Source organism: Microbulbifer agarilyticus (assembly GCF_020171345.1).
GTDB lineage: Bacteria > Pseudomonadota > Gammaproteobacteria > Pseudomonadales > Cellvibrionaceae > Microbulbifer > Microbulbifer agarilyticus_D.
In genome coordinates, this window is record NZ_JAIUZM010000005.1 from 35,134 (window position 1) to 56,346 (window position 21,213).

12 protein-coding genes are annotated in these 21,213 nt (G+C 54.3%); 10 read left to right on the plus strand and 2 right to left on the minus strand.

The window, feature by feature from the left end; genetic code table 11:
• The first annotated feature begins 125 nt into the window (after positions 1-125).
• The 7 genes from LCM31_RS15030 (at position 126) to LCM31_RS15060 (ending at position 12,586) form a co-directional block, all read left to right on the plus strand.
• Positions 126-3,083 carry a TonB-dependent receptor gene (locus tag LCM31_RS15030; RefSeq protein ID WP_224871435.1) on the plus strand — a complete coding sequence of 986 codons (2,958 nt, stop codon included), beginning with the start codon at positions 126-128 and terminating at the stop codon, positions 3,081-3,083.
• A 102-nt stretch (positions 3,084-3,185) separates the two neighbouring features.
• On the plus strand, positions 3,186-4,766 hold the full coding sequence (locus LCM31_RS15035) for a tryptophan halogenase family protein (protein ID WP_224871437.1): 1,581 nt from the start codon (positions 3,186-3,188) through the stop codon (positions 4,764-4,766).
• A gap of 21 nt (positions 4,767-4,787) precedes the next feature.
• On the plus strand, positions 4,788-5,519 hold the full coding sequence (locus LCM31_RS15040; RefSeq protein WP_224871439.1) for a SapC family protein: 732 nt from the start codon (positions 4,788-4,790) through the stop codon (positions 5,517-5,519).
• A 50-nt stretch (positions 5,520-5,569) separates the two neighbouring features.
• Complete coding sequence (locus LCM31_RS15045; RefSeq protein ID WP_224871756.1) at positions 5,570-6,553, plus strand: cupin-like domain-containing protein; 984 nt, start codon at positions 5,570-5,572, stop codon at positions 6,551-6,553.
• A gap of 34 nt (positions 6,554-6,587) precedes the next feature.
• Entirely contained in the window at positions 6,588-8,093 is a 1,506-nt protein-coding gene (locus LCM31_RS15050; protein ID WP_224871441.1) for a tryptophan halogenase family protein, read from the plus strand.
• Positions 8,094-8,283: 190 nt separating this feature from the next.
• Positions 8,284-9,831 carry a glycoside hydrolase family 16 protein gene (locus tag LCM31_RS15055; protein WP_224871443.1) on the plus strand — a complete coding sequence of 516 codons (1,548 nt, stop codon included), beginning with the start codon at positions 8,284-8,286 and terminating at the stop codon, positions 9,829-9,831.
• 214 nt (positions 9,832-10,045) lie between these two features.
• Positions 10,046-12,586 (plus strand): glycoside hydrolase family 3 protein, encoded by a 2,541-nt coding sequence (locus LCM31_RS15060; RefSeq protein WP_224871445.1) that lies wholly within the window; start codon positions 10,046-10,048, stop codon positions 12,584-12,586.
• An 80-nt stretch (positions 12,587-12,666) separates the two neighbouring features.
• On the opposite strand, the gene LCM31_RS15065 is transcribed toward LCM31_RS15060, so the two are convergent.
• The gene (locus LCM31_RS15065) at positions 12,667-13,821 is read right to left on the minus strand and encodes a helix-turn-helix domain-containing protein (protein WP_224871447.1); all 1,155 of its coding nucleotides are present in this window, start codon (positions 13,819-13,821) and stop codon (positions 12,667-12,669) included.
• 786 nt (positions 13,822-14,607) lie between these two features.
• Here LCM31_RS15065 and glk point away from each other — a divergent pair.
• The 3 genes from glk (at position 14,608) to LCM31_RS15080 (ending at position 20,267) form a co-directional block, all read left to right on the plus strand.
• Positions 14,608-15,570 carry a glucokinase gene (gene glk, locus LCM31_RS15070; protein ID WP_224871449.1) on the plus strand — a complete coding sequence of 321 codons (963 nt, stop codon included), beginning with the start codon at positions 14,608-14,610 and terminating at the stop codon, positions 15,568-15,570.
• A 217-nt stretch (positions 15,571-15,787) separates the two neighbouring features.
• Positions 15,788-18,595: a TonB-dependent receptor gene (locus tag LCM31_RS15075; RefSeq protein ID WP_224871450.1), complete on the plus strand. Its 2,808-nt coding sequence runs from the start codon at positions 15,788-15,790 to the stop codon at positions 18,593-18,595.
• A gap of 181 nt (positions 18,596-18,776) precedes the next feature.
• On the plus strand, positions 18,777-20,267 hold the full coding sequence (locus LCM31_RS15080; protein WP_224871452.1) for a tryptophan halogenase family protein: 1,491 nt from the start codon (positions 18,777-18,779) through the stop codon (positions 20,265-20,267).
• Between the two features lie 66 nt (positions 20,268-20,333).
• On the opposite strand, the gene LCM31_RS15085 is transcribed toward LCM31_RS15080, so the two are convergent.
• Positions 20,334-21,176, minus strand: coding sequence for a universal stress protein (locus tag LCM31_RS15085; RefSeq protein WP_224871454.1), 843 nt, complete (start codon positions 21,174-21,176; stop codon positions 20,334-20,336).
• Between the last annotated feature and the right edge of the window lie 37 nt (positions 21,177-21,213).

Consider the following 21,213-nt stretch of genomic DNA (forward strand, 5'->3'; position numbering starts at 1 on the left):
GACCCGATTGCGTGGCCAGCGAGAGTATAGCCTTGCGTCAGATAGGGTTATCCTTTTGAGGTCTCGAGGTGCCCACCCTGGCGAAATCAATAACGAAAATGACGTGACGATGGGGAGACAACTCCATGAGTAAGACAAACGAGTTTAAGAAAAAGTCGATCGCGGTAGCTATCGCGACCGTAGCCGGTATCAGTGGTCATGCACTGGCTCAGGAAGCGCAGGATGCCGCGCTTGAAGAAGTAACGGTTATTGGCATGCGTGCCAGCCTGGAAAAGTCCGCTGATATCAAACGCGATGCCCAGGGCGTTGTTGATGCCATCTCCGCGGAAGATATTGGTAAGTTTCCCGATACCAACCTCGCGGAATCCATGCAGCGGATCAGCGGTGTATCTATTGACCGTGTAAATGGTGAAGGTAGCAAGGTAACCGTTCGCGGTATCAATCCTGACTTCAACCTAGTGACCCTGAATGGACGTCAGCTGGCGCGTACCACTGGTGGCCGCTCCTTTGATTTCCAAAATATCGCCTCCGAAATGGTGCATGGCGTACTGGTTGCCAAAAGCAGTAACGCACTGGCGCCGAGCGGCGGTATTGGCTCCACTATCGATTTGCTGACTGCTCGTCCTCTGGAAATTGGTGAGCAGCGCCTGCAGTTTGCTGCAAAAGGCGTGGCGGATCAGTCTTCCGACGATTCAGGCATTACTCCTGAGATGTCGGGTTTCTACTCGGATACCTTTGCTGATGGCAAGGTAGGCGTGGCTATCTCTGCAAGCGTTGCTGAGCGTGAGAGTGGCGCAGCTATTGCTACCGTAAACGAAGGTTGGCGTAGCTTCCCTGGCTGGGTAGACCAGGATTGGGCGGGTGGTACCGCTGATTGGGGCGGTGTGCCCCAGGAGAATCAGGTAAACCGTCCTGGCGAAGGTGATATCTATTCTGTACCGCAGGCCGTTGGCTACAAGTTTGAAGAGCAGCAGCGTAAGCGTACCAACGGCTCCCTGGTGTTGCAGTGGGCGCCGACTGACGATTTCACTGCGACCGTAGACTACATGTACTACGCCAACGATATCACCAAAGAGTTCAATGATATCTCGGCCTGGTACAACTTCGGCGCGTCCGAAAATGTGTGGACCGATGGTCCGATCGCTACGCCCATCATTTACGCCGAATACTATGACCCAGCTGCGCCGGCTGACCTGTCCATGGGTGCTGGTGTAAGCGCCGAAGCGCATCGTGGTCAGGCGTTGGGCCTGAATGCCGAGTGGCAAGTAAATGACCGCCTGTCTCTGGCGTTTGATGCGAGCTTCTCCGATGCCGAGCGTCGTCCAGACAGCCCTTGGGGCTCTTCCGCACTGCTGTCTACCACTGCATTTGTGCGCACCAGCGCAATTACCGACTTTACCGGTGAGCGCCCGATGCTTTCCGTCGGTGGCGGCAATGAGGTCCAGGCCTCCGATATGGAAGTAACCGGCAGCGTGTTCACTAACTCTCGCGATCGTTCCGACATCGAGGCTTACCGCTTCAGTGGTAACTTCGAGCTGAACGAGAGCAGCGATATTGACTTCGGTATCAGCCTGCAGGAAGTGAGCAACCACTCGCAAATGGCGGTTGTGCAGCGTGACGCATGGGCTGGTGCTGGTGATCCAAGCGATCTTGATGATGCGCTGTTTACTGCGAAAAGCATTCAGGACAAGTTTGACAGCGCCGGTGGTGATTTCTCTGAGATCGGTGGCGCTGAGCCGCTCGACACCTATTTCGATTGGGACTTCGTGACCGTTCGCGCGATCGCCGAGGACCTGTATGGTGATGACCTGTGGCCGAGCCTGATCGGTGATTGCGGCACTCAGTTCTGTGCCTCTACCGATTACACCAATGCGACTGACCGCACTACCGTGGAAACCAGCGCGGCAGCGTTTGCTCAGTACAACTTCCAGTCCGAAATGTTCGGTATGCCTTATGACCTGAACGTTGGTCTGCGCTATGAGACTACCGAAGTGGACTCCAAGGCCGCATCCCCGGTCTATGACGAGGTGCTTTGGGTTGCAGCTAATGAGCTTTCTTTGAACCCGGCTGGTACCGGCTTCCTGAGTCAAACCGCTGACTACGATTACGTGCTGCCGAGCGCTAACTTCCGCCTCAACCTGAAGGACGATCTGGTCCTGCGTTTGGCGGCGAGCGAAACCATTGGACGTCCAGATTACGATTCCATCAAAGGTGGCACCGTAGTGGGACAGTTGGCGCGCGAAGATGGCGGTAGTGGCTCTTCCGGTAACCCGGCGCTGCTCCCGACCGAATCTACCAACTTTGATCTGTCGCTGGAGTGGTACTACGACGAAGGTAGTTACGCGTCTATCGGCTACTTCAACAAGCGTATTAGTAACTTCATCTCATCTGCAACCTCAGAAGGTGTTGATGTATTTGGAATCGCAACCCCAATTAATGGTGCGCGTTATCAGGCTGCCGTGGATGCGGGTGCCCAAGGTAATGTGGAGATTCGTGATTACATCTTCGCTAACTTTGCTAGCGACCCCTACGTGGATGTAGATGGTGGCATCATCTACGGTAATCCTGCGGAAGACCCGACGATCTTGTTTGATCTGAGTGTGCCAGGTAACGGTGATCACAAAGATACCTTGGATGGGCTTGAGTTCTCTGTGCAGCACATGTTCGGCGGAACCGGTTTCGGTGTGGTAGCGAACTACACCATCGTCGATTCCAAGTATGAATACGACCCGTTCCAGCTGGTTGACCAAGAAGCGATGATTGGTCTCAGTGACACGGCTAACCTAGTAGCCTTCTATGACAAGAATGGTTTGCAGGCCCGTGTTGCTTATAACTGGCGTGATGACTTCTTGTCTTCTCGCGGCCAAAACACTGGCGCGAACCCGCAGTTCACTGAGTCTTACAGTCAGGTTGATCTGAATGTGAGCTATGAGGTGCAGCAGGTTGAAGGTCTCGAAGTATTCCTCGAAGGTCTGAACGTGACTGAAGAGTATGGCCGGGTTTACGGTCGTTCCTCAAGTCAGGTGTTGGGTGTTTACGAGGGTGGCGCGCGCTGGCAGTTCGGCGCTCGCTATGCCTTCTAAAAGCAGCAATCTGATTTGATTTGCAAGAAGTAGCAGGGAAGCCGCTGAATTTCAGCGGCTTTTCTGTTTACGGCCAATGTGAATAGTCGTGCGGTAGGTGAAATGATCGAGCAGACGAAAGACTTGGTGAAAGAAGTTGTCATAGTTGGGGGCGGTAGCGCCGGCTGGTTGACCGCCGGTGTGCTGGCTGCCGAGTACCTTATTGGCAATCATGAGCTCAACATTACCTTGGTCGAGTCACCAGATGTGCCCACAGTGGGTGTCGGCGAGGGTACCTGGCCAACCATGCGGGCTACGCTGAAGCGAATGGGCATATCGGAATACGATTTTATCCGAGAGTGCGATGCTAGCTTCAAGCAGGGCTCGCGTTTCATCGGTTGGCGGCACGACAGCGCGCGTGGTCGAAAGGACGAGTATTTCCATCCCTTTACTGGGCCGACTGGTTTTGATCGGTTTGATCCATCCCAGCAGTGGCAGAAAATTAGGGATAAAATCTCATTCGCTGACGCTTTTTGCCCGCAAGCAGAAATTAGTCGACACGATTTAGCTCCGAAACTAAGTTCCACCCCTGAATATTCGTTTGCGCTCAATTACGGATATCACTTGGATGCGGGTAAGTTCGCCGAGTTTCTCCTTCGCCATTGCACGGAAAAATTGGGGGTGACGCACAAGCAAGACCGAATAGTAGCCGTCGAAAGTGACTCCAGCGATTACGTCTCCGCTTTAAAGCTTGAGTCCGGAGCGCGAATTCATGGTGACCTATTCATCGACTGTAGTGGCTCTGCCAGTCTTTTACTTGGCCGGCACTATGGCATTGAATTGATGGAGCAGCGTTCGATACTTTTCAATGATTCCGCGCTCGCAGTGCAGGTTCCATATCTGGATCCTGAAAGTCCCATTGCGTCCTGCACACATTCTACCGCGCAGGGTGCCGGGTGGATTTGGGATATTGGTTTGCCAACACGCCGTGGCGTTGGTTACACCTATTCCAGTGCCCATGCGGATGAAGCTGAGGCGGAGCACGCCCTTCGGCAATATATCGCACCGGCTTTGAATGGTCAGTCTGTCGCGTCTCTGGAAATACGCAAAATTCGCTTCAATCCTGGCTTTCGCCGAAAGTTTTGGCACAAAAATTGTGTCGCGGTCGGTATGGCCGCAGGTTTTATTGAGCCCCTTGAGGCTTCAGCGCTAGTGATGGTCGAACAGAGTGCGAAATTTCTCGCAGAGCAACTTCCGCCCACTCGTTCTGTGATGGAGGCCGTGGAAAACCAATTTAACAATAAGATGCATCATCACTGGTCGCGCATTATCGATTTTCTGAAGCTGCATTACGTGCTATCGGAGCGTAATGAGACAAGTTACTGGCGCGACCATCGTGCAAATTCGAGTGTTCCCGAAACCCTGCAGCAGGCACTGGCCACTTGGAAACATCGCTCCCCATGGCGAGATTGTGTCGGTTACGCGGATGAGCTTTTTCCTGCAGCCAGCTACCAATACATACTTTATGGCATGGGCTTCGAAGGCTGCGGCTTGCCCTGGGGGCTGAGGCGACCTACGGAGCCGGATGCAAAGAAAGCATTTTTTGAAAATCAAAATAATCGAGAGCGACTGCTGCGCACATTGCCCAGTAATCGACAATTAATTAATAAGATTCGAGACGTCGCAGTGAATGCGGCGCTGTAAGCGCATGAGAGGAGAAAGGCCATGACAAGCCCGGTAATGTTGAATATCGATGAGCACAAAGATCTGCGGGTAATTACAGATAGATCTGAAGCCTACGGTGATAATACGTGGTTCGCATTAACGTTCCCTCTGGAGTTTCGAACGCTTCAGGCCTACTACCCGATCTTTTTTCAAAAGCATGCAGAGACCGGTCGCTTTCTTGCAATAGCCCTGCTCGGCCTGCGGGAAGGTGAAAACCTGTTTCTGGAAGGCGATCGCTGGACCGTTCCTTATATTCCATTATCAATCAAGCGGGAACCATTTTTGATTGGTCATCAAAAAGTTACTGTTGATGGTCAAGAGCGAGTTGAGCGTGTGATTCATATCGATATGGACAACCCTCGAGTTAACTCGGACAGTGGCGAACGCTTGTTTATGGAGTTCGGCGGTAATTCACCTTACTTGGATAAGGTTGCCGACATGCTTGATGCTATACATCACGGGTTGGGCCAGGCAGATGATTTTATGGGCGCCCTGGAACGGCATGAATTACTTGAAAGTTTTACTTTAGAAGTGCAACTCGAAAATAACGATAAGCATCAGCTGGTTGGGTTACATACGATCAATGAAGATAAGCTTGGCCAGCTCGACGGAGAAGCCTTGGCTGAACTGCATGCTAAAGGGTATCTGGCATCCATATACATGGTGCTGGCTTCTCATTCAAATGTAATGAAGATGCTTGCGGCGAAGAATAAGCAGGTATCTGCCGCGTGAGTAGGCAGGATCCCTGTCTTTCTGATATTGCCCTGCAGCCAGTAGAGGAAGTGTCAGATTACAGAGTAGGCGAAATCCCTAAGGCGGTTCTCAACGCGGATCGGCCGCTCGTACTGCGGGGTGCTTGTGAGCATTGGCCTGCAGTAGAGTCTTGCCGACAATCTGCTCGGCATACGGCCGCATATTTATGCGAATTCTATAGCGGGGCGCCTATTAACGCTGCCTATGGAGGAGCGGAAATAGAGGGTCGTGTGTTCTACAACGATTCTGTCGATGGGTTTAATTTCCGCGGGCAAAATCGCGACTTGCGGCAGCTGCTACAGGAAATTCTTGAGAGCGCCAGTGAGCCGTTGCCGCCGACACTTTACATGGCGTCTACCGATGTGCAGCGCTGGTTCCCCGGTTTTGCAGACCAAAATCCATCTGGGATAGAGGATTTTTCTCCGATTGGTTTTCTATGGCTGGGCAATCGCACCCGTATAGCTGCGCATTACGACTTCCCGAAAAATCTCGCCTGTAATATTGCCGGGCGCCGCAGGTTCATTCTGTTTCCCCCGGAACAAATAGAGAATTTGTATCCCGGACCACTAGGGTTTGCGCCAGGCGGCCAAGAAATTAGCATGGTTGATTTTCGCAACCCGGATTTTAAAAAATTCCCGAATTTTCGAAAGGCGCTTGCTGAAGCTGTGGTCGTGACATTGAATCCTGGTGATTCACTGATTATCCCAGAAATGTGGTGGCACCATGTCGAAGGACTCGATGATCTGAATGTTCTTTACAGTCATTGGTGGGTTGATGCTCCGGCATACAACGGGTCCCCCTCTTCTGCATTGATGCATACTTTACTCAGCATGAACGACTTGTCTCCAGGTCTTCGATCCGCTTGGAAGGCTGTGTTTGATTACTATGTTTTTGATGCGAAGCCCCAGCGGCCGGAGCATATTCCGGCGAGTGCGCGAGGCTACACTCAGGAGCCGCTTAGTGAAAAAACGGCAGTTACGCTGAGGGCTGAACTTCTTAAACGGCTTCAGTGACGATATCTTGTTTGTGATTTCGACGAATAAATAAATGAATGTATTGATGAGGGAGTCCAAAATGGTGAAGCGAGTTGTTATCGCCGGTGGCGGTACCGCAGGCTGGATGACTGCCGCTGCGATTTCCAAGTTGATTGGCAAGCATCTGGATGTTCGCCTGGTTGAGTCAGATGCGATTGGCACGGTTGGAGTTGGTGAAGCAACAATCCCCACTCTTCACGTGTTCCACCAATTACTGGGTCTGAAAGAATCTGAAGTGATGGCGGCAACAAATGCCACCTTCAAATTGGGGATTAATTTTGAAAGCTGGCACGATGTCGGTAAAGACTATCTGCACTCCTTTGGCTACCCGGGTAAAGATTGCTGGGCTGCAGGATTCCAACACTTTTGGCGCCGTGGACTGGATCTAGGCATTGATCACGAAATTGGTGATTACTGTTTCGAGCACTTGGCTGCCCGTGAGGAACGCTTCGCGGTGCAGACCAATCGCGACAGGAATTACGCCTATCACTTGGATGCCACGCAGTACGCCAAGTATCTAAGAGCGTTCGCTGAGCGCCATGGTGTAACGCGTATCGAAGGGAAGATTGAGAGTGTTCAGCTTGATCCACAGTCCGGCGATATATCGGCCCTCGCGCTTGATAGTGGCGAGCGTTTAGAAGGGGATCTATTTATAGATTGCACTGGATTTCGCGCTCTACTGATCGAAGGTGCTTTGCACACCGGTTATCTGGATTGGACGCACTGGTTACCCTGCGATCGCGCGCTTGCAGTGCAGACTACGTCCGAGGGCGAACCTGTGCCGTACACTCGCTCAATTGCGCATGAATCAGGGTGGCAATGGCAAATTCCCCTTCAAAATCGCGTTGGCAACGGGTTGGTCTATTGCAGTCGGTATCTCGATGATGACGCCGCGAAGCAATTGCTTCTAAATAATATTTCCGGCGAGACTCTTACAGAGCCTCGTGCAATCAAGTTTCGCACCGGTACAAGGCGCAAGCACTGGAACAAAAACTGCGTTGCGATTGGACTTTCGAGTGGATTTATTGAACCACTGGAGTCAACCAGTATTCATATGATTCAGCGCAGTATTATTCGGCTGCTCCAACTGTTCCCAACAAATGGTTGTAAAGCTGCGGATATTGAAGAATTCAACCGCCAGACCTCCGCTGAAATTGAAACGATCCGAGATTTTATTGTGTTGCACTATCACGTGACTGATAGGCAGGACAGTAGTTTCTGGCGTTACTGTCGCAGTATGCCGATACCCGATAGCCTGCAGCATAGGCTTGATCTGTTTGAGCAGCGAGGGCATGTTTTCAAGCAAGCCGGTGAACTCTTCGGGGAGAGCTCTTGGATTCAGGTGATTGTCGGCCAGGGGGTGATTCCAAAGGAGTATCACCCTATCGTCGATATGATGAGCGACGGCGAGCTAAAGGACTTTCTCGATACGATTCGTAACCAGACCCGACACCAAGTGGCGAAGTTGCCGAAGCATGCGGACTTTGTTGCGCATTATTGCAAGACCGGCATGTCCTGAGGTGGCTTGGCTCTAGCAGTCTCATCTTTGACCCCTTAGACGAGGGGTTTCTTTTTCAATCGGGCCGCCCCACCTTGGTTTTAATCCGCAAAGTGGGGCGACCAAGTTTTCGAAACGGCGTTAAAAAATGCTTGCTCGTTATTCCATTGCCAAGGAATACATAACGATAAACGATGATGAGGAGACAATAATGAGCAGCAAATTATTTCACGCTTCCCTTCTTTCCCTTTCGATCGGACTGGTGGCCTGTGGTGGCGGTTCCGAGAGCGGCAATGACACTGATGCGGACCTGGGCGGACCGGTTGATCCGCCGGTGAGTGATCGGCCCGAGCAATGCCTGGAAGATCCGCTGAACTCGGGCTACTGCCTGGTGTGGGCCGATGAGTTTTCCGGTGACGCTATCGACTCCGCCAACTGGTCACACGAAGTCAATTGCTGGGGCGGTGGTAACAATGAGGCGCAATGCTACGTAGACGATGCCGAGAACTCCTGGGTCGCCGACGATATGCTGCATATCAAGGCGATCCGCCAGGATGCGGTTGGCCCGAGCCGCGTGGATGATGACCCCGCGTATGACCCAAACGATACCAGTGGCAGCGGTACTTACACCTCCGCGCGCCTGCGCACCAAAGGCCTTGGTGACTGGAAATATGGCCGCTTCGAGATGCGTGCGAAGTTGCCGCAGGGGCAGGGCACCTGGCCGGCGTTCTGGATGCTGCCGACCGAGGGTGTGTACGGCGGTTGGCCCCTGTCTGGTGAAATCGACATTGTCGAAGCGGTGAACCTCAAAGTCGGCGGTGAAGACAAGGTACACGGTACCCTGCATTACGGCGGCAGTTGGCCCGGCAACAAGTATTCCGGTGAGTCCTATCAAATTCCTGACGGTTTGAACCCCGCAGACGACTTCCACACCTATGCAGTGGAATGGGAAGAGGGTGAGGTCCGCTGGTATGTGGATGGCGACCACTACGCAACGCAGACCAGCGCGGGCTGGTACACCACTGCAGACCTCGAAAATCCGCTGGCCCCGTTTGACCAGAGTTTCCATCTGATCCTGAATTTCGCGGTGGGCGGCAACTGGCCTGCAAACGTGAACGATACCGGGATCGATGAAAGCGCGTTTCCCCAGGAATTCGTGATCGACTACGTGCGCGTCTACCAGTGCAGTGAAGACTTTGCCACTGGCAAGGGCTGTGGCTCTACGGATGGCGACTTCGTGCTTAACCCGGGCATCCAGCCGCCAGCAGCGCCAGATAGCGACGCCGACGAGCTGGTCATATTTGATGGGGAGGCGAAAGCACCCTACGCCTGGTACACCTGGACCGCGAGTGGCGACGTCGGTTACGCGACAGTGGATGCAGGCGGTGACTACGGTGATGTTGCCGAAGTGACCTACAACACCGACCAGGGAATCGGCTTCTTTCAGTCCGACGCGACCTATGACCTGAGTGCCTTTACCTACGTGGAATTTGACCTGCGGATGACCGCTGAGCCTGCCGACCCCGGCACCGCCTCACTGACCTTCCGCGCGGACTGCGTCTATCCCTGCAGCTCCGGTGACTATCCCCTGGATATGCCCGTACTGAACGAGTGGACGCACTTTCAAATTCCGGTCATGGATCTCACCAACGCCGGTTTAAATGCGGCCAGTGTGAACACGCCGTTTGTTATTTCTCCAGGGTGGGACAATCAGCTGGGAGCAGTACTGCAGCTGGATAATATCCGCTGGGTGAAGTGATAAGGCGGCGGGTTTCTCGTCCCATTTCACTTCGTCGTGCCTGTAAAAGGTGGCCCGGGTCATTTTGCCTGGGGAGGGGAAAGTGGGACGCACCCTGCCGGTAGATTCCGTACAACTCACACTGAGAAAGCCGGGCGTGGCCACAAATACAGTGTGACCGCCTGATTCAAATAAGTCATAGCGTTAATAAAAGTTATCTGCGGGATGGGGGTGTATGGTGTTTAAGAAGCGAATTTTACTGGGGGTCATCTCGGCCCTGGTTGCCGGTGGCGGGCTTCTCGGCTGTGCGGACCAGGTGGAAGATCAGGTTGCCGACCAGCAGTCCGAGTCGGTGCATCCTCACTGGCCGGCACTGACCTCGGGGATTGCGAAAGATCCCGAAATTGAGTCGCGTATCGATGCGCTGCTGGCCAAGATGTCGCTGGAAGAAAAAATCGGCCAGATGATTCAGGTCGAGATCCGCTTCGCTACCCCGGACGAAGTGCGGGAATATCACATCGGTTCCATTCTCAACGGTGGTGGCGCCTTCCCCAACAACAACAAACACGCGAGTGTCGCCGACTGGGTAGCGCTGGCGGATGAGTACTACCGCGCGTCGGTGGATACCAGCGACGGCGGTGTGGCAATCCCAATGATCTGGGGTACCGATGCCGTTCACGGCCACAACAATGTGATCGGCGCCACCCTGTTCCCCCACAACATCGCTCTCGGCGCAGCGCAAAACCCCGCGTTGATGCGCAAGATTGGCGAGGCAACCGCAGCGGAAGTTTCCGCGACCGGCATTGAGTGGGTATTTGCTCCCACGCTGGCGGTGGTTCGCGATGACCGCTGGGGTCGTACCTACGAATCCTATTCTGAAGATCCCGAGCTGGTGCGCGCCTACGCGGGCGAGCTGGTGCAGGGCATGCAGGGTGCACCCGGTGACCAGGAACTCTTGAACGGTAAGCGCGTTGTCGGTACGGCCAAGCACTATATCGCCGATGGCGGCACCGAGAATGGCATCGACCGTGGCGATGCGATCATGAGCGAAGAGGACCTGATCAAGTATCACGCTCAGGGTTACTTCTCCGCGATTGAAGCCGGTGTGCAGACCGTAATGGCCTCCTTCAGCAGTTGGAACGGCGAGAAGATGCACGGTCACAAATACCTGATGACCGATGTGCTGAAAGAGCGCCTTGGTTTCGATGGCTTTGTGGTCGGTGACTGGGCTGGCCACCAGTTCGTCAATGGCTGCAGCAATGTGAGTTGCCCACAGGCGATTAACGCTGGCCTGGATATGTTTATGGCGCCGGACCCGAACTGGCGGGAGCTGTACAAAAATACCCTGGCTGAGGCGAAAAGCGGGGAAATTTCTCCCGCGCGCCTGGACGATGCGGTGCGCCGTATTCTGCGCGTGAAGCTGCGCGCTGGTTTGTTTGAGGCCGGCCTGCCTTCCACGCGTCCACATGCTGGCGATGAGAGCCTGATTGGTGCCGCCGAGCACCGCGCCATTGCCCGTCAGGCGGTGCGCGAGTCTTTGGTGTTGCTCAAGAACAACGACCAATTACTGCCGCTTGCGCGCAATCAGCGCGTACTGGTTGCAGGCGATGGTGCCGATAACATCGGTAAGCAATCCGGCGGCTGGAGTATTACTTGGCAGGGAACTGGGAACGAGAATGCTGATTTCCCGGGCGCGACTTCTGTGTACGGTGGTATTAATGAAGTTGTTACTGCAGCCGGAGGCCAGGTAGAGCTGTCGGTAGACGGCAGCTTCGAGGAAAAACCGGACGTGGCCGTGGTGGTCTTTGGTGAGGATCCATATGCAGAGATGCAGGGTGACATCGCCAATGTAAATTACGCTGGTGCATCAGACCTGGCCCTGCTGAAGAAGTTGCGTGACCAAGGTATCCCGGTTGTCAGCCTGTTTATCACCGGTCGCCCATTGTGGGTTAACCCGCACATCAATGCCTCCGATGCTTTTGCGGTCATCTGGCTGCCGGGTACCGAAGCCGGTGGCGTGGCGGACGTTCTGTTCCAGGATGAAGCTGGCAACGTAAACTTCGATTTCACCGGCAAGCTGACCTTCTCCTGGCCAGGGGACGCAACCCCTGCGTTGCACAATCGTGGTGAAAGCGATGCGGCGGCACAATTTGCCTACGGTTATGGTCTGAACTACGAGAAGGACGAGGATCTCGCGCACCTGTCTGAAGAAAGTGGCCTGCAGATGGTTACAGGCAACGGCACACTGGCAGTGTTCAACGGCCGTGCGCTGGACCCATGGAGCTTCGAGGTGATCGATGCCACAAACACCCGCTCAACCATTACCAGCAGTGTGTCTGAGCTGAATGGTATCCGTGTGCAATCTGTAGACCGCAACGTGCAGGAAGACAGCCGTCGTCTGCAGTGGAACGGACAGGGCAATGCGATTGCCGGGTTCTTCGCGAACCAGCGCACCGATCTTTCCGGCTTTGTCAGCAATCAGGGTGCACTGATCTTTGATGTAAAAGTTGATGCGGCCCCCAGCGACGCGGTAATCCTCGGCATGAATTGCGGTATGGATTGCGGTGCCGAACAGCCGATCACCGATTTACTGAAAGATGCGGCACAAGGGGAGTGGCAGACACTCGCCGTCGACCTGAAGTGTCTGGCCGAGGCAGGCGGTAAAATGGATCTGGTGTTGTCACCCTTCTACGTGCGTACTGCGGGTGAGCTGGATATGACGGTGCACAATGTGCGCATCGCCCAGACCGATACGGCGAAAGTGAGCTGCGGTTAACCCCACAGCCTGACCAGACGAAGCAAAGCCGCTGGCGACCAAGTCGCCAGCGGCTTTTTTGTATCCCTTTCACATAGCGGTTAAGAAGCCTTGGTATCTACCAGCGCTTGCTTGCGGAACTCTGTGGGCGACATACCGACGAGTCGGCTGAAGAAGCGGTGGAAAGCTGACTTGCTGTTGAAGCCTGATTCCAGCAATACATCGAGTACGGTCATGTCCGTCTTGCTTGGGTCGGCTAGCAGGGACTTGGCCGCTTCGACGCGGTAGCTGTTCACGTACTCAAAGAAGTTGGTGCCGAAGTGTTTGTTGATTACGGCGGAAACTTCTTTTGCTGGCAATTCAATTCGATCGGAAAACTGTTCCAGATTAAGATTCTTTTTAAGATAAATCTTGTCGTTTTCCATGGCGTTCCGCACCTTCTCGATCGCTGGCTCTGAAGGCTCGTCTTCCTCCGGAATGCGTTCCTCGCTCGCTTCTTCCGGTTGCGTGGCGAGTAATTGGTGCGCATAGGTGAGGCTGTAGGCGAAGAAGGCATTGATCAGGATGAACGACAGATAGTTGTCGGCGATCCCCATGTAGTCTGCCACGCTCTGGCTGGAGAATTTGGCCACCACGTGCACCACGGTGGTCCAGGCCCAGGCCACACATACGCCCCATACCAAGGCGGTTAACCAGTTGAGCTCAACTTCCGAGTAGTGGGAGTACTCATCCTTCAGCGCGTGGCGATAGCGGCGGATCTGTCGCAGTGCCGCAACGGCGTAGACAAAGGGCGCCAAAGAGGCCAGATCCCAGATCAATGAGACGATGGTTGCTGAGAATGCCTGTCCGGCGGCGGCCTGGCGCAGGTCATTGCTCGAAATATTGAAAATCGCGAGGCACAGAATGACGAGAGCTGCTGGCAGCAGGTGTAAGGCCATACGCCGCGTGAACGTGAAATTCTGGCGGGTTAGCGAGCAGACGTAAAGATAGATTGCCGGCCCCTTGAGCATTAGTGCAGTAAATAGCAGGTAAGGGAGCAGGGTCTGCCCCAGCCAAGGGGCGAGTGAGAACTGGTCGTTCCACAGGGCCAGGGTGCAGGCAGAGGCGACGGCAATGATGAGCAGAAAGGCGATCAGCAGCCGGCCGTCATGGCGGGAGCGGGTCGGGAGGATCGCCTGGAACACCGCCAGCAGCAGACATTCCGCCGCCGTCATCAATAGCACCACGTCGTGGATATTGAAAATGTATTGTTTCATGTACGCATCGCCGATGGGGTTTGTCGTTGTTATGTTCTTATTATTCTCTCGTGTCGCCAGTATATGAAAATTCGCCAAAAGGGAGGAGTGGAGTACCGTTGGTAAGTCCGCTGCAGGCTTCCCGTTTACGAAAAATCGTAAAGTGACCCCCCCCAGTTTACCCGCCTGAGTAAAGTGGGGCGATTTTCGCGACAGTAAGCGCGACTCTTTATGGCGTCGAGTACGCCATTGGTTGCGTGGCAGCAGAGATCACCTGGCTGGCATGCGCCAGTCGGGTACTTTGTAAAAGCTTTCGACATCATCTTTCCTCTCCCTATTACGGGTATCTTCTCGTCGCCCCATTGGGACCGGCAGGTGCATCCTGCCGGACTTTTCTTTCCTCGCCTGACTTTCTGGTCATGAGTGCCCACCGTGGGTGTTTCGTCTATCCATCCGCCTCAGGAAAACAGTCATGAATAGAGTCGCGTCAGGTTGCGGTCACGTCTAGGCTGGTGTCTCAGTCCAACTATTGTTGGTAATTGTTGCTGAGTTTCGCATTTTTCGAGCCCGTCACTGGCGCATTGAGGGTGAGATAGCGTGGGGAAATGGTCATTTCGTAGTTTTATTACGGAGTCGTTTCTGCGTCGCCTTCTCTCGGAAAGCGCATATTTCATCATTGTGGGGCGATTTTTTGCTGGCTAGGTCTGGAATTTTTCACCTGAAATCATTACCTTAGCGCGCCTCGATAGCGCTTTTGTAAATTTACTACAGGGCTTATCCCCTCGTGTTGACCCAAGGAACGCATGCATGACCAGAATCGTCGCAGATATCGGCGGTACCAACGCTCGCTTTGCGGTGGCCATCCCGGAAGGGACTGGTTATCGGCTGGATGCTATTCAGGTGGTGAACTGCGCTAAGTTTGGTGACTTTTACTCTGCAATGAGTCAGTGGCTCGAAGAGTTGTCGTGCGATGTGCCCAAAGAAGCGTGTGTAGCGGTCGCTGGCCCTGTGGAAAAGACCCCGCAGGGCGGCCGCGTGACCATGACCAACCTGGGCTGGGATATCCGCGCAGAAGAGCTGTGCGCGCGTTTCTCGCTCGAGCGCGCTCTGGTCGTCAATGATTTTGCCGCCTTGGCGTTGTCTCTGCCGCGCCTGCCGGAAACCGACAAGTGGGCCCTGCGCGATGTGCCCGCGCAACAGGGCGGCCCCATGGTGGTGCTGGGCCCGGGTACCGGTCTTGGCGTTGCTGGCCTGGTGAGCGAAGGTGGCAGCTACCGCGTGGTGCCGGGTGAGGGTGGCCATGCCAATCTCCCCGCTGGCAGCGAGCGCGAACTGGAGCTGCTGCGTATTCTCGCCCGCGAGCAGATGCCGGTATATAACGAGTATGTGCTGAGCGGCGGCGGTCTGGTGAACCTGTACCGCGCCGTATGCGCACTGCACGGCCGCCCGGCAGAAGACCTGACTCCTCCCGACGTAAGCGGCCGCGGCCTGGATGGTTCCGACCCCCTGTGCCGTGAAACCCTGATCGATTTCCTCAACTTCCTCGGTAGTGCTGCCGGTGATGCTGCCCTCTACTATGTCGCTCGCGGTGGCGTGTTCCTCGGAGGTGGCGTACTGCCGCGTATCGAGTCCCTATTGCCAGAGAGCCAGTTCGAACAGCGCTTTGTGACCAAGGGGCAGCTCGGTGACTGGCTGCAGGGTGTACGGGTGGAGGTGCTGAAGGCCGGCTACCCGGCGCTGATTGGTGCTGCCGCCTGGCTCGAGCGCTAATCTGGGCGTTTTTGCCTTTATATTTGCTCATCTGGGGCTGAACATTTTTTGTACGCCCCGTATAATCCCCGCCTCGATGGTGACTTGGGTTGGCCCCCTCCTCCTCTGCCGACCCTAGCTTCTCCCCCTCCTCCCCCCTGGGGGGTGGAGGATATGGACTTCGGGTAAGCCTAGGATGGCATTACTCACCATAACGATAAGTCCAAGGGAGATGATGATGAGTCTGACAAACAAACGATTTCGACCGGCGCTGCTGTCCGCAGCTATCGCCGCGTCCGTAACTTCCGTTGGCGTATTCGCTCAGGAAGAAGACGGAAATACTGGCCTCGAAGAGATTACCGTAACTGGTTTCCGTAAGAGTGTTATGGACTCTATCGGAACCAAGCGCGACGCCACTTCGGTAGTAGAAGCCATTTCTGCAGAAGATATTGGCAAACTGCCGGATTCCTCTATTGCTGACGCAATCTCTCGCTTGCCTGGTCTGGCTACGCAGCGCCTGGACGGCCGTTCAAGCCGTGTATCCATCCGTGGTTTCGGTGAAAACGAAAGTGCTACTACCTTTAATGGTCGCGAGCAGGTTTCCATTAGTGATAACCGCGGCGTAGAGTTCGATCTCTACCCATCCGAAATTATGAGCGGTGTTACCGTTCATAAGACGCCGCAGGCCAACATCGAAGCTGAGGGCATCGCTGGCGTAATTGACATGCAAACTGTCAAGCCGCTGGAGCGTTCCGAGCGCACTGTGCAGTTCAACGGCCAAATGGAAATGACTGGATTCGATAAACTGAATCCGGACGGCGAAGACCAGGGCCAGCGCTTCACCTTCTCTTACATCGATCAGTTCGCCGATGACACCATTGGTGTGGCACTGGCAGTAAACTCCATGAGCTCTCCGAGCCAGGAAGAGCGTTGGAATGCTTGGGGTTACCCTGAATTTGAAGTAGACGGCGAGCAATACTCTATTCTTGGCGGTGCCAAGCCGTTCGTACGTTCTTCTGTACTGGACCGTGACTCTGTCATGTTGGTTGTCCAGGCTCAGCCTAACGATCGTCTGAACACTACTTTTGATGCTCTGTACGTAGACTTTGCAGATGAAAAGATTCTGCGCGGTATTGAAGTGCCGTTCGCGTGGGGCCAGGGTGCCTTGTCTGCAGATTTTGCTGACGTTGATCCAGCGACTGGCTTTATCACCAGCGCCAATACCGACGGCCAGCGTGTCGTTGTACGTAACGATTTTGAAAGCCGCAAAGCGGAGCTGACTTCTTTCGGCTTCAATGCTGAGTTTGAGGCATCCGACGATCTGCAACTGGAATTCGATGTCAGCCACTCTGCGGTTGAGCGTCAGATCTGGAGCTTCGAAAGCTACGCAGGTACTGGCCGTGGTAACGACAACGGCGTTGCTGACAACCTGAGTTATACCTTCAAGCCGGGTAACACTGGAGTGACCTTCACTCATGAACTGGATTACAGCGATTTTGACCTGATCCAGCTGGGTGGCCCGCTGACTTGGGGCTGGAGCCAGGCACTGAACGACAGCCTTGGTATTACCGGTACCCCGCTGGAAAATTCTGGTCAGGACGGCTTCCTGAATACTCCGGAAATTGATGACGAGCTGACTTCCCTGAAGCTGGCTGCGACCCAAATGGTTGAAGCTGGCATCGTCAATGAAATCAGCTACGGTATCTCTTACCGCGATCGCGAAAAGACCAAGCGCTCACAGGGTTACTACATGACCCTCGCGGGTTTCCCGACTGAGTTCGAGGGTACCTTGGTTGTACCGGAAGAGTACCGTCTGGGCAGCACCTCCCTCGACTTCATCGGTATGGGTGACATGATTGCGTACGACGCACGCGGTCTGTTGAACGACGGTTACTACACCCTGACTGACGAAGCCCTGACTGGTATTCAGCACCTCACCGGTTCTTACACCGTGCAGGAAGCGGTTACCGCTGCCTTTGTACAGGCTAACTTCGAGACTGAAGTTGCAGGCTTCCCGCTGACCGGTAACCTGGGTGCGCGCTACGTACATACCGATCAGCGTTCCGAAGGCTATGCTGGTGATGTTCAAGACGGACTGGTAGTTGGTGTTGAGAACAATGTCGATCACGACTACGGTCATTTCCTGCCCAGCTTGAACCTGTCTCTGGCTCTGACCGATGCGCAGACTGTACGTTTCGGTGCTGCCAAGACCATTTCCCGTGCGCGCATGGATGAGATGAACTCTTCGGTTAACGTTTCTCCTTCTGGCAGCCCGGATGGTAATGGACTCTATTGGTCTGTAGGCGGTGGTAACCCCACTCTGGAGCCAAAAGAAGCTGTAGGTCTGGACCTGTCTTACGAGAACTATTTCAGCGAAGAAGGCTACTTCTCCGTAGCGCTATTCTGGAAAGACCTGAGCAACTGGCATTTCGATGACAACTACGTAATCGATATCGCCGATATGCCCGGATATGACCCGGCTCGCACTACTACTGATGCGTTTGACGAAGGTGTAGGGTCTCTCGCGACTCGATACAGCAAGGTCAACGGTGGCGGTGGTACCCTGCAGGGTTACGAACTGTCTGGCTCCCTGCCGTTCAACATCTTCCACGAGAGCCTTGATGGTTTTGGTCTTATCGCCAGCCACACTGGCCTGAGCCAGGACATCGAAGACCTGAATGGTAATGAGTTTGAACTGCCGGGCCTGTCTGAGAGCATCCAGACGTTCACCGTGTACTACGACAACCACGGCTTCTCCGCCCGTACCAGCCTGCGTAAGCGTGATGACTTCAAAGGCGAAGTGTACGGTACTGGCTTCAAAACCGAACAGGTGAATGTAGTTGGCGAGACTCTGGTTGATGCGCAAATCGGTTACGATTTCGCTGAGTCCGGCATCAGTGGCCTGGAAGGTCTGTCTGTATTCCTGCAAGGTCAGAACCTGACCGACGAGCCGTTCACCACTCTGAGTGGCGACAACGCTCTGCAGGTTCGTGACTACCAGAGCTACGGCAAGACTTACCTGATGGGCTTTAGCTACAAGCTGTAATGCCTAGGTTAGTCTAGACCTTAGGTCGAAAGCCCTTGCAACCTGTGTTGCAGGGGCTTTTTTTTGTCTGGGCGTTCTTATAAACGCATGTGGGATGGTGTTTCGAGCAATGTATACTTTTTGCTAGGTTAGCAGTGCAACATCACACAAGACTCTTTCATTGACAGGCTTGCGAAATAACGTGAATAACAAAGTAGTAAAAAATCTGGTTATCTTAGGTGGCGGTACAGCGGGCTGGATTACGGCCGCGCTGATGTGCAAGGTGCTTGGCAAGTCAATCAGCATTACTCTGGTCGAGTCCGATAAGATTGGTACTGTCGGTGTGGGTGAAGCCACGATTCCGCCCATCATTAACTTTAACCAGGCGCTCGGTTTAGACGAGAAAGAATTCCTGCGTGAAACCAAGGGTACTATCAAACTGGGCATCCAGTTTGAAAACTGGTTGAAGCAGGGCGATAGCTACATGCATGCCTTTGGCACAATCGGAAAGAACTTTCCCTTTTGTGATTTTCACCATTTTTGGGTCCGTCATCGCCAGAATGGCGGAACGGAAAGCCTTTGGGATTACTCCCTGAATTACCAGGCTGCAAAAAACAACAAGTTCTCGCCCCTGGGTCAGATCAAAGGTACTAACCTCCCGGGCATTTCATACGCTTATCATTTTGATGCAGGGCTGTATGCCCATTTTCTGCGCAAGTACGCGGAGAGTAAGGGTGTTACGCGTATTGAGGGGACCGTAGATGAAGTCAAACTCAACCCTGAAAGCGGCTACGTCGAAAAGTTAGTACTGGAAGGTGGTCGTGAAGTACCGGGTGACCTCTTTGTCGACTGCACCGGTATGGCTGCACTGCTGATTCACAAAGCACTGGGGGTTGGCTATGACGATTGGTCCCATTGGCTGCCGTGTGACCGTGCGCAGGCGGTACCCAGTGCGCTGGTAAAACCCATTGTCCCTTATACGCGGTCGATTGCGCATGAAGCCGGGTGGCAGTGGCGGATACCGCTGCAGCACCGCACGGGTAATGGTTTGGTGTATTCCAGTCGCCACTGGACAGATGAGCAGGCGCGCGAAGTTCTCATGTCCAATCTCGATGCAGAACCCCTCGCCGAACCGAAAGTTATTCGCTTCCGTACCGGTCGCCGGCGTGAGGCGTGGCGCAAGAATGTGGTAGCGATTGGACTTTCCAGCGGGTTCCTGGAGCCGTTGGAGTCCACCAGTATCCATATGATTCAGTCTGCAGCTACACGGTTGATAAAATGCTTCCCACATTGTGGAATTCGTGCAGAAGAGGTTGCGGAATACAATCGTCAGTCCCAGGTGGAAATTGAGCGCATTCGCGACTTTATCATTCTGCATTACAAGGCTAATCAGCGTCGCGACAGTGAATTCTGGCGGCAGTGCGAGGAAATGGCGGTTCCGGACTCTCTGCAAGAGAAGATGGAACTGTTCCGCAGGTCCGGGAAGGCGTTTAGGGATTTCGACGATTTATTTACCGAGGTGGCGTGGCAGCAAGTACTTATTGGGCAAGGTGTAATGCCTGAGGACCACCATGTAATTGCCGATGGGCTTAGCGATAGTCAGCTGACTGATTTGATGGAAAGCTTGCAGACCTTGATCCAGGGAACAGTAAAGCAGCTTGCCGATCACGACGACTTCTTGGCCTCCTTGTAATTTTCTGGGGCCAAATAAAAAACGCCGGCATTGCCGGCGTTTTTTATATACGGCGAAAATCGCGCGTTAATGCGCAGTATTGGTAAACGCGTTACACACCATCACATCAATATCCAACGAGCCGATGACGCGCTCGGCGGTATTGCCGCGCAGCAGCGAGCCGGTTTCGCCATACTGGTTCAGGGTACCCATAACCACCAGTTCTGCATTGATCTCTTTGGCGATCTCCGCAACCACTTCGTTGGTGTAGCCCTGCTTCACGTGGATTCGGTCAGTTGGTACGCCGGTCTTGGTGGCCAGCTTGGCCAGGGCGCCGCGGTCTGGGTAGAGCATGGAATCCAGGAATGCGTTCACCAGGTGCAGCTCCGCACCGTATACTTCGGCAATGTAGCTGGCGCGCTCGGTGATCTGGCGGTTCAGCTGGCGCTGCTGGGTGGTTTGCGCCTGGTAGTTCACGGTGGCCAGTACCACTTTACGGCGGTCCTGTGCACCCGGGCGGATTAGTACCACAGGGCACTTGGCCTGCTTCAGTACCTGCCACTTGGACTCGGCGAAGGTAAAGCGGTTGCTGCTGCGTGCGTGTACCGGCAGGTAGATCATTTCCGCATTACAGCGCTTGGATTCCTGGATGATGGCCGCCTGCCAGTCGCTGGACCAGCATACGGTGATATCGAACTCCACACCGGCCTCTTCAATCGGCTTGCGAATCTGGTCGCGGAACCAGAATTCGTCGCGGAACAGGTGATCATTCACCGCGCGCGTGTCTACGGCTTCGCCGTCAACGGCAACGAATACGGCCAGTTTGGGCTGCGGGTTGCGCTCGCGGGCGGTCGCCAGGGCGCGATCGAGGGCTACGTGGCGTTCATCGTTGGGGTCTACCACCACGAATACTACGGGTTTGTCCTGCATGTTCACTCCTACAAATTTGGAAATCTGGTCCCTAAGT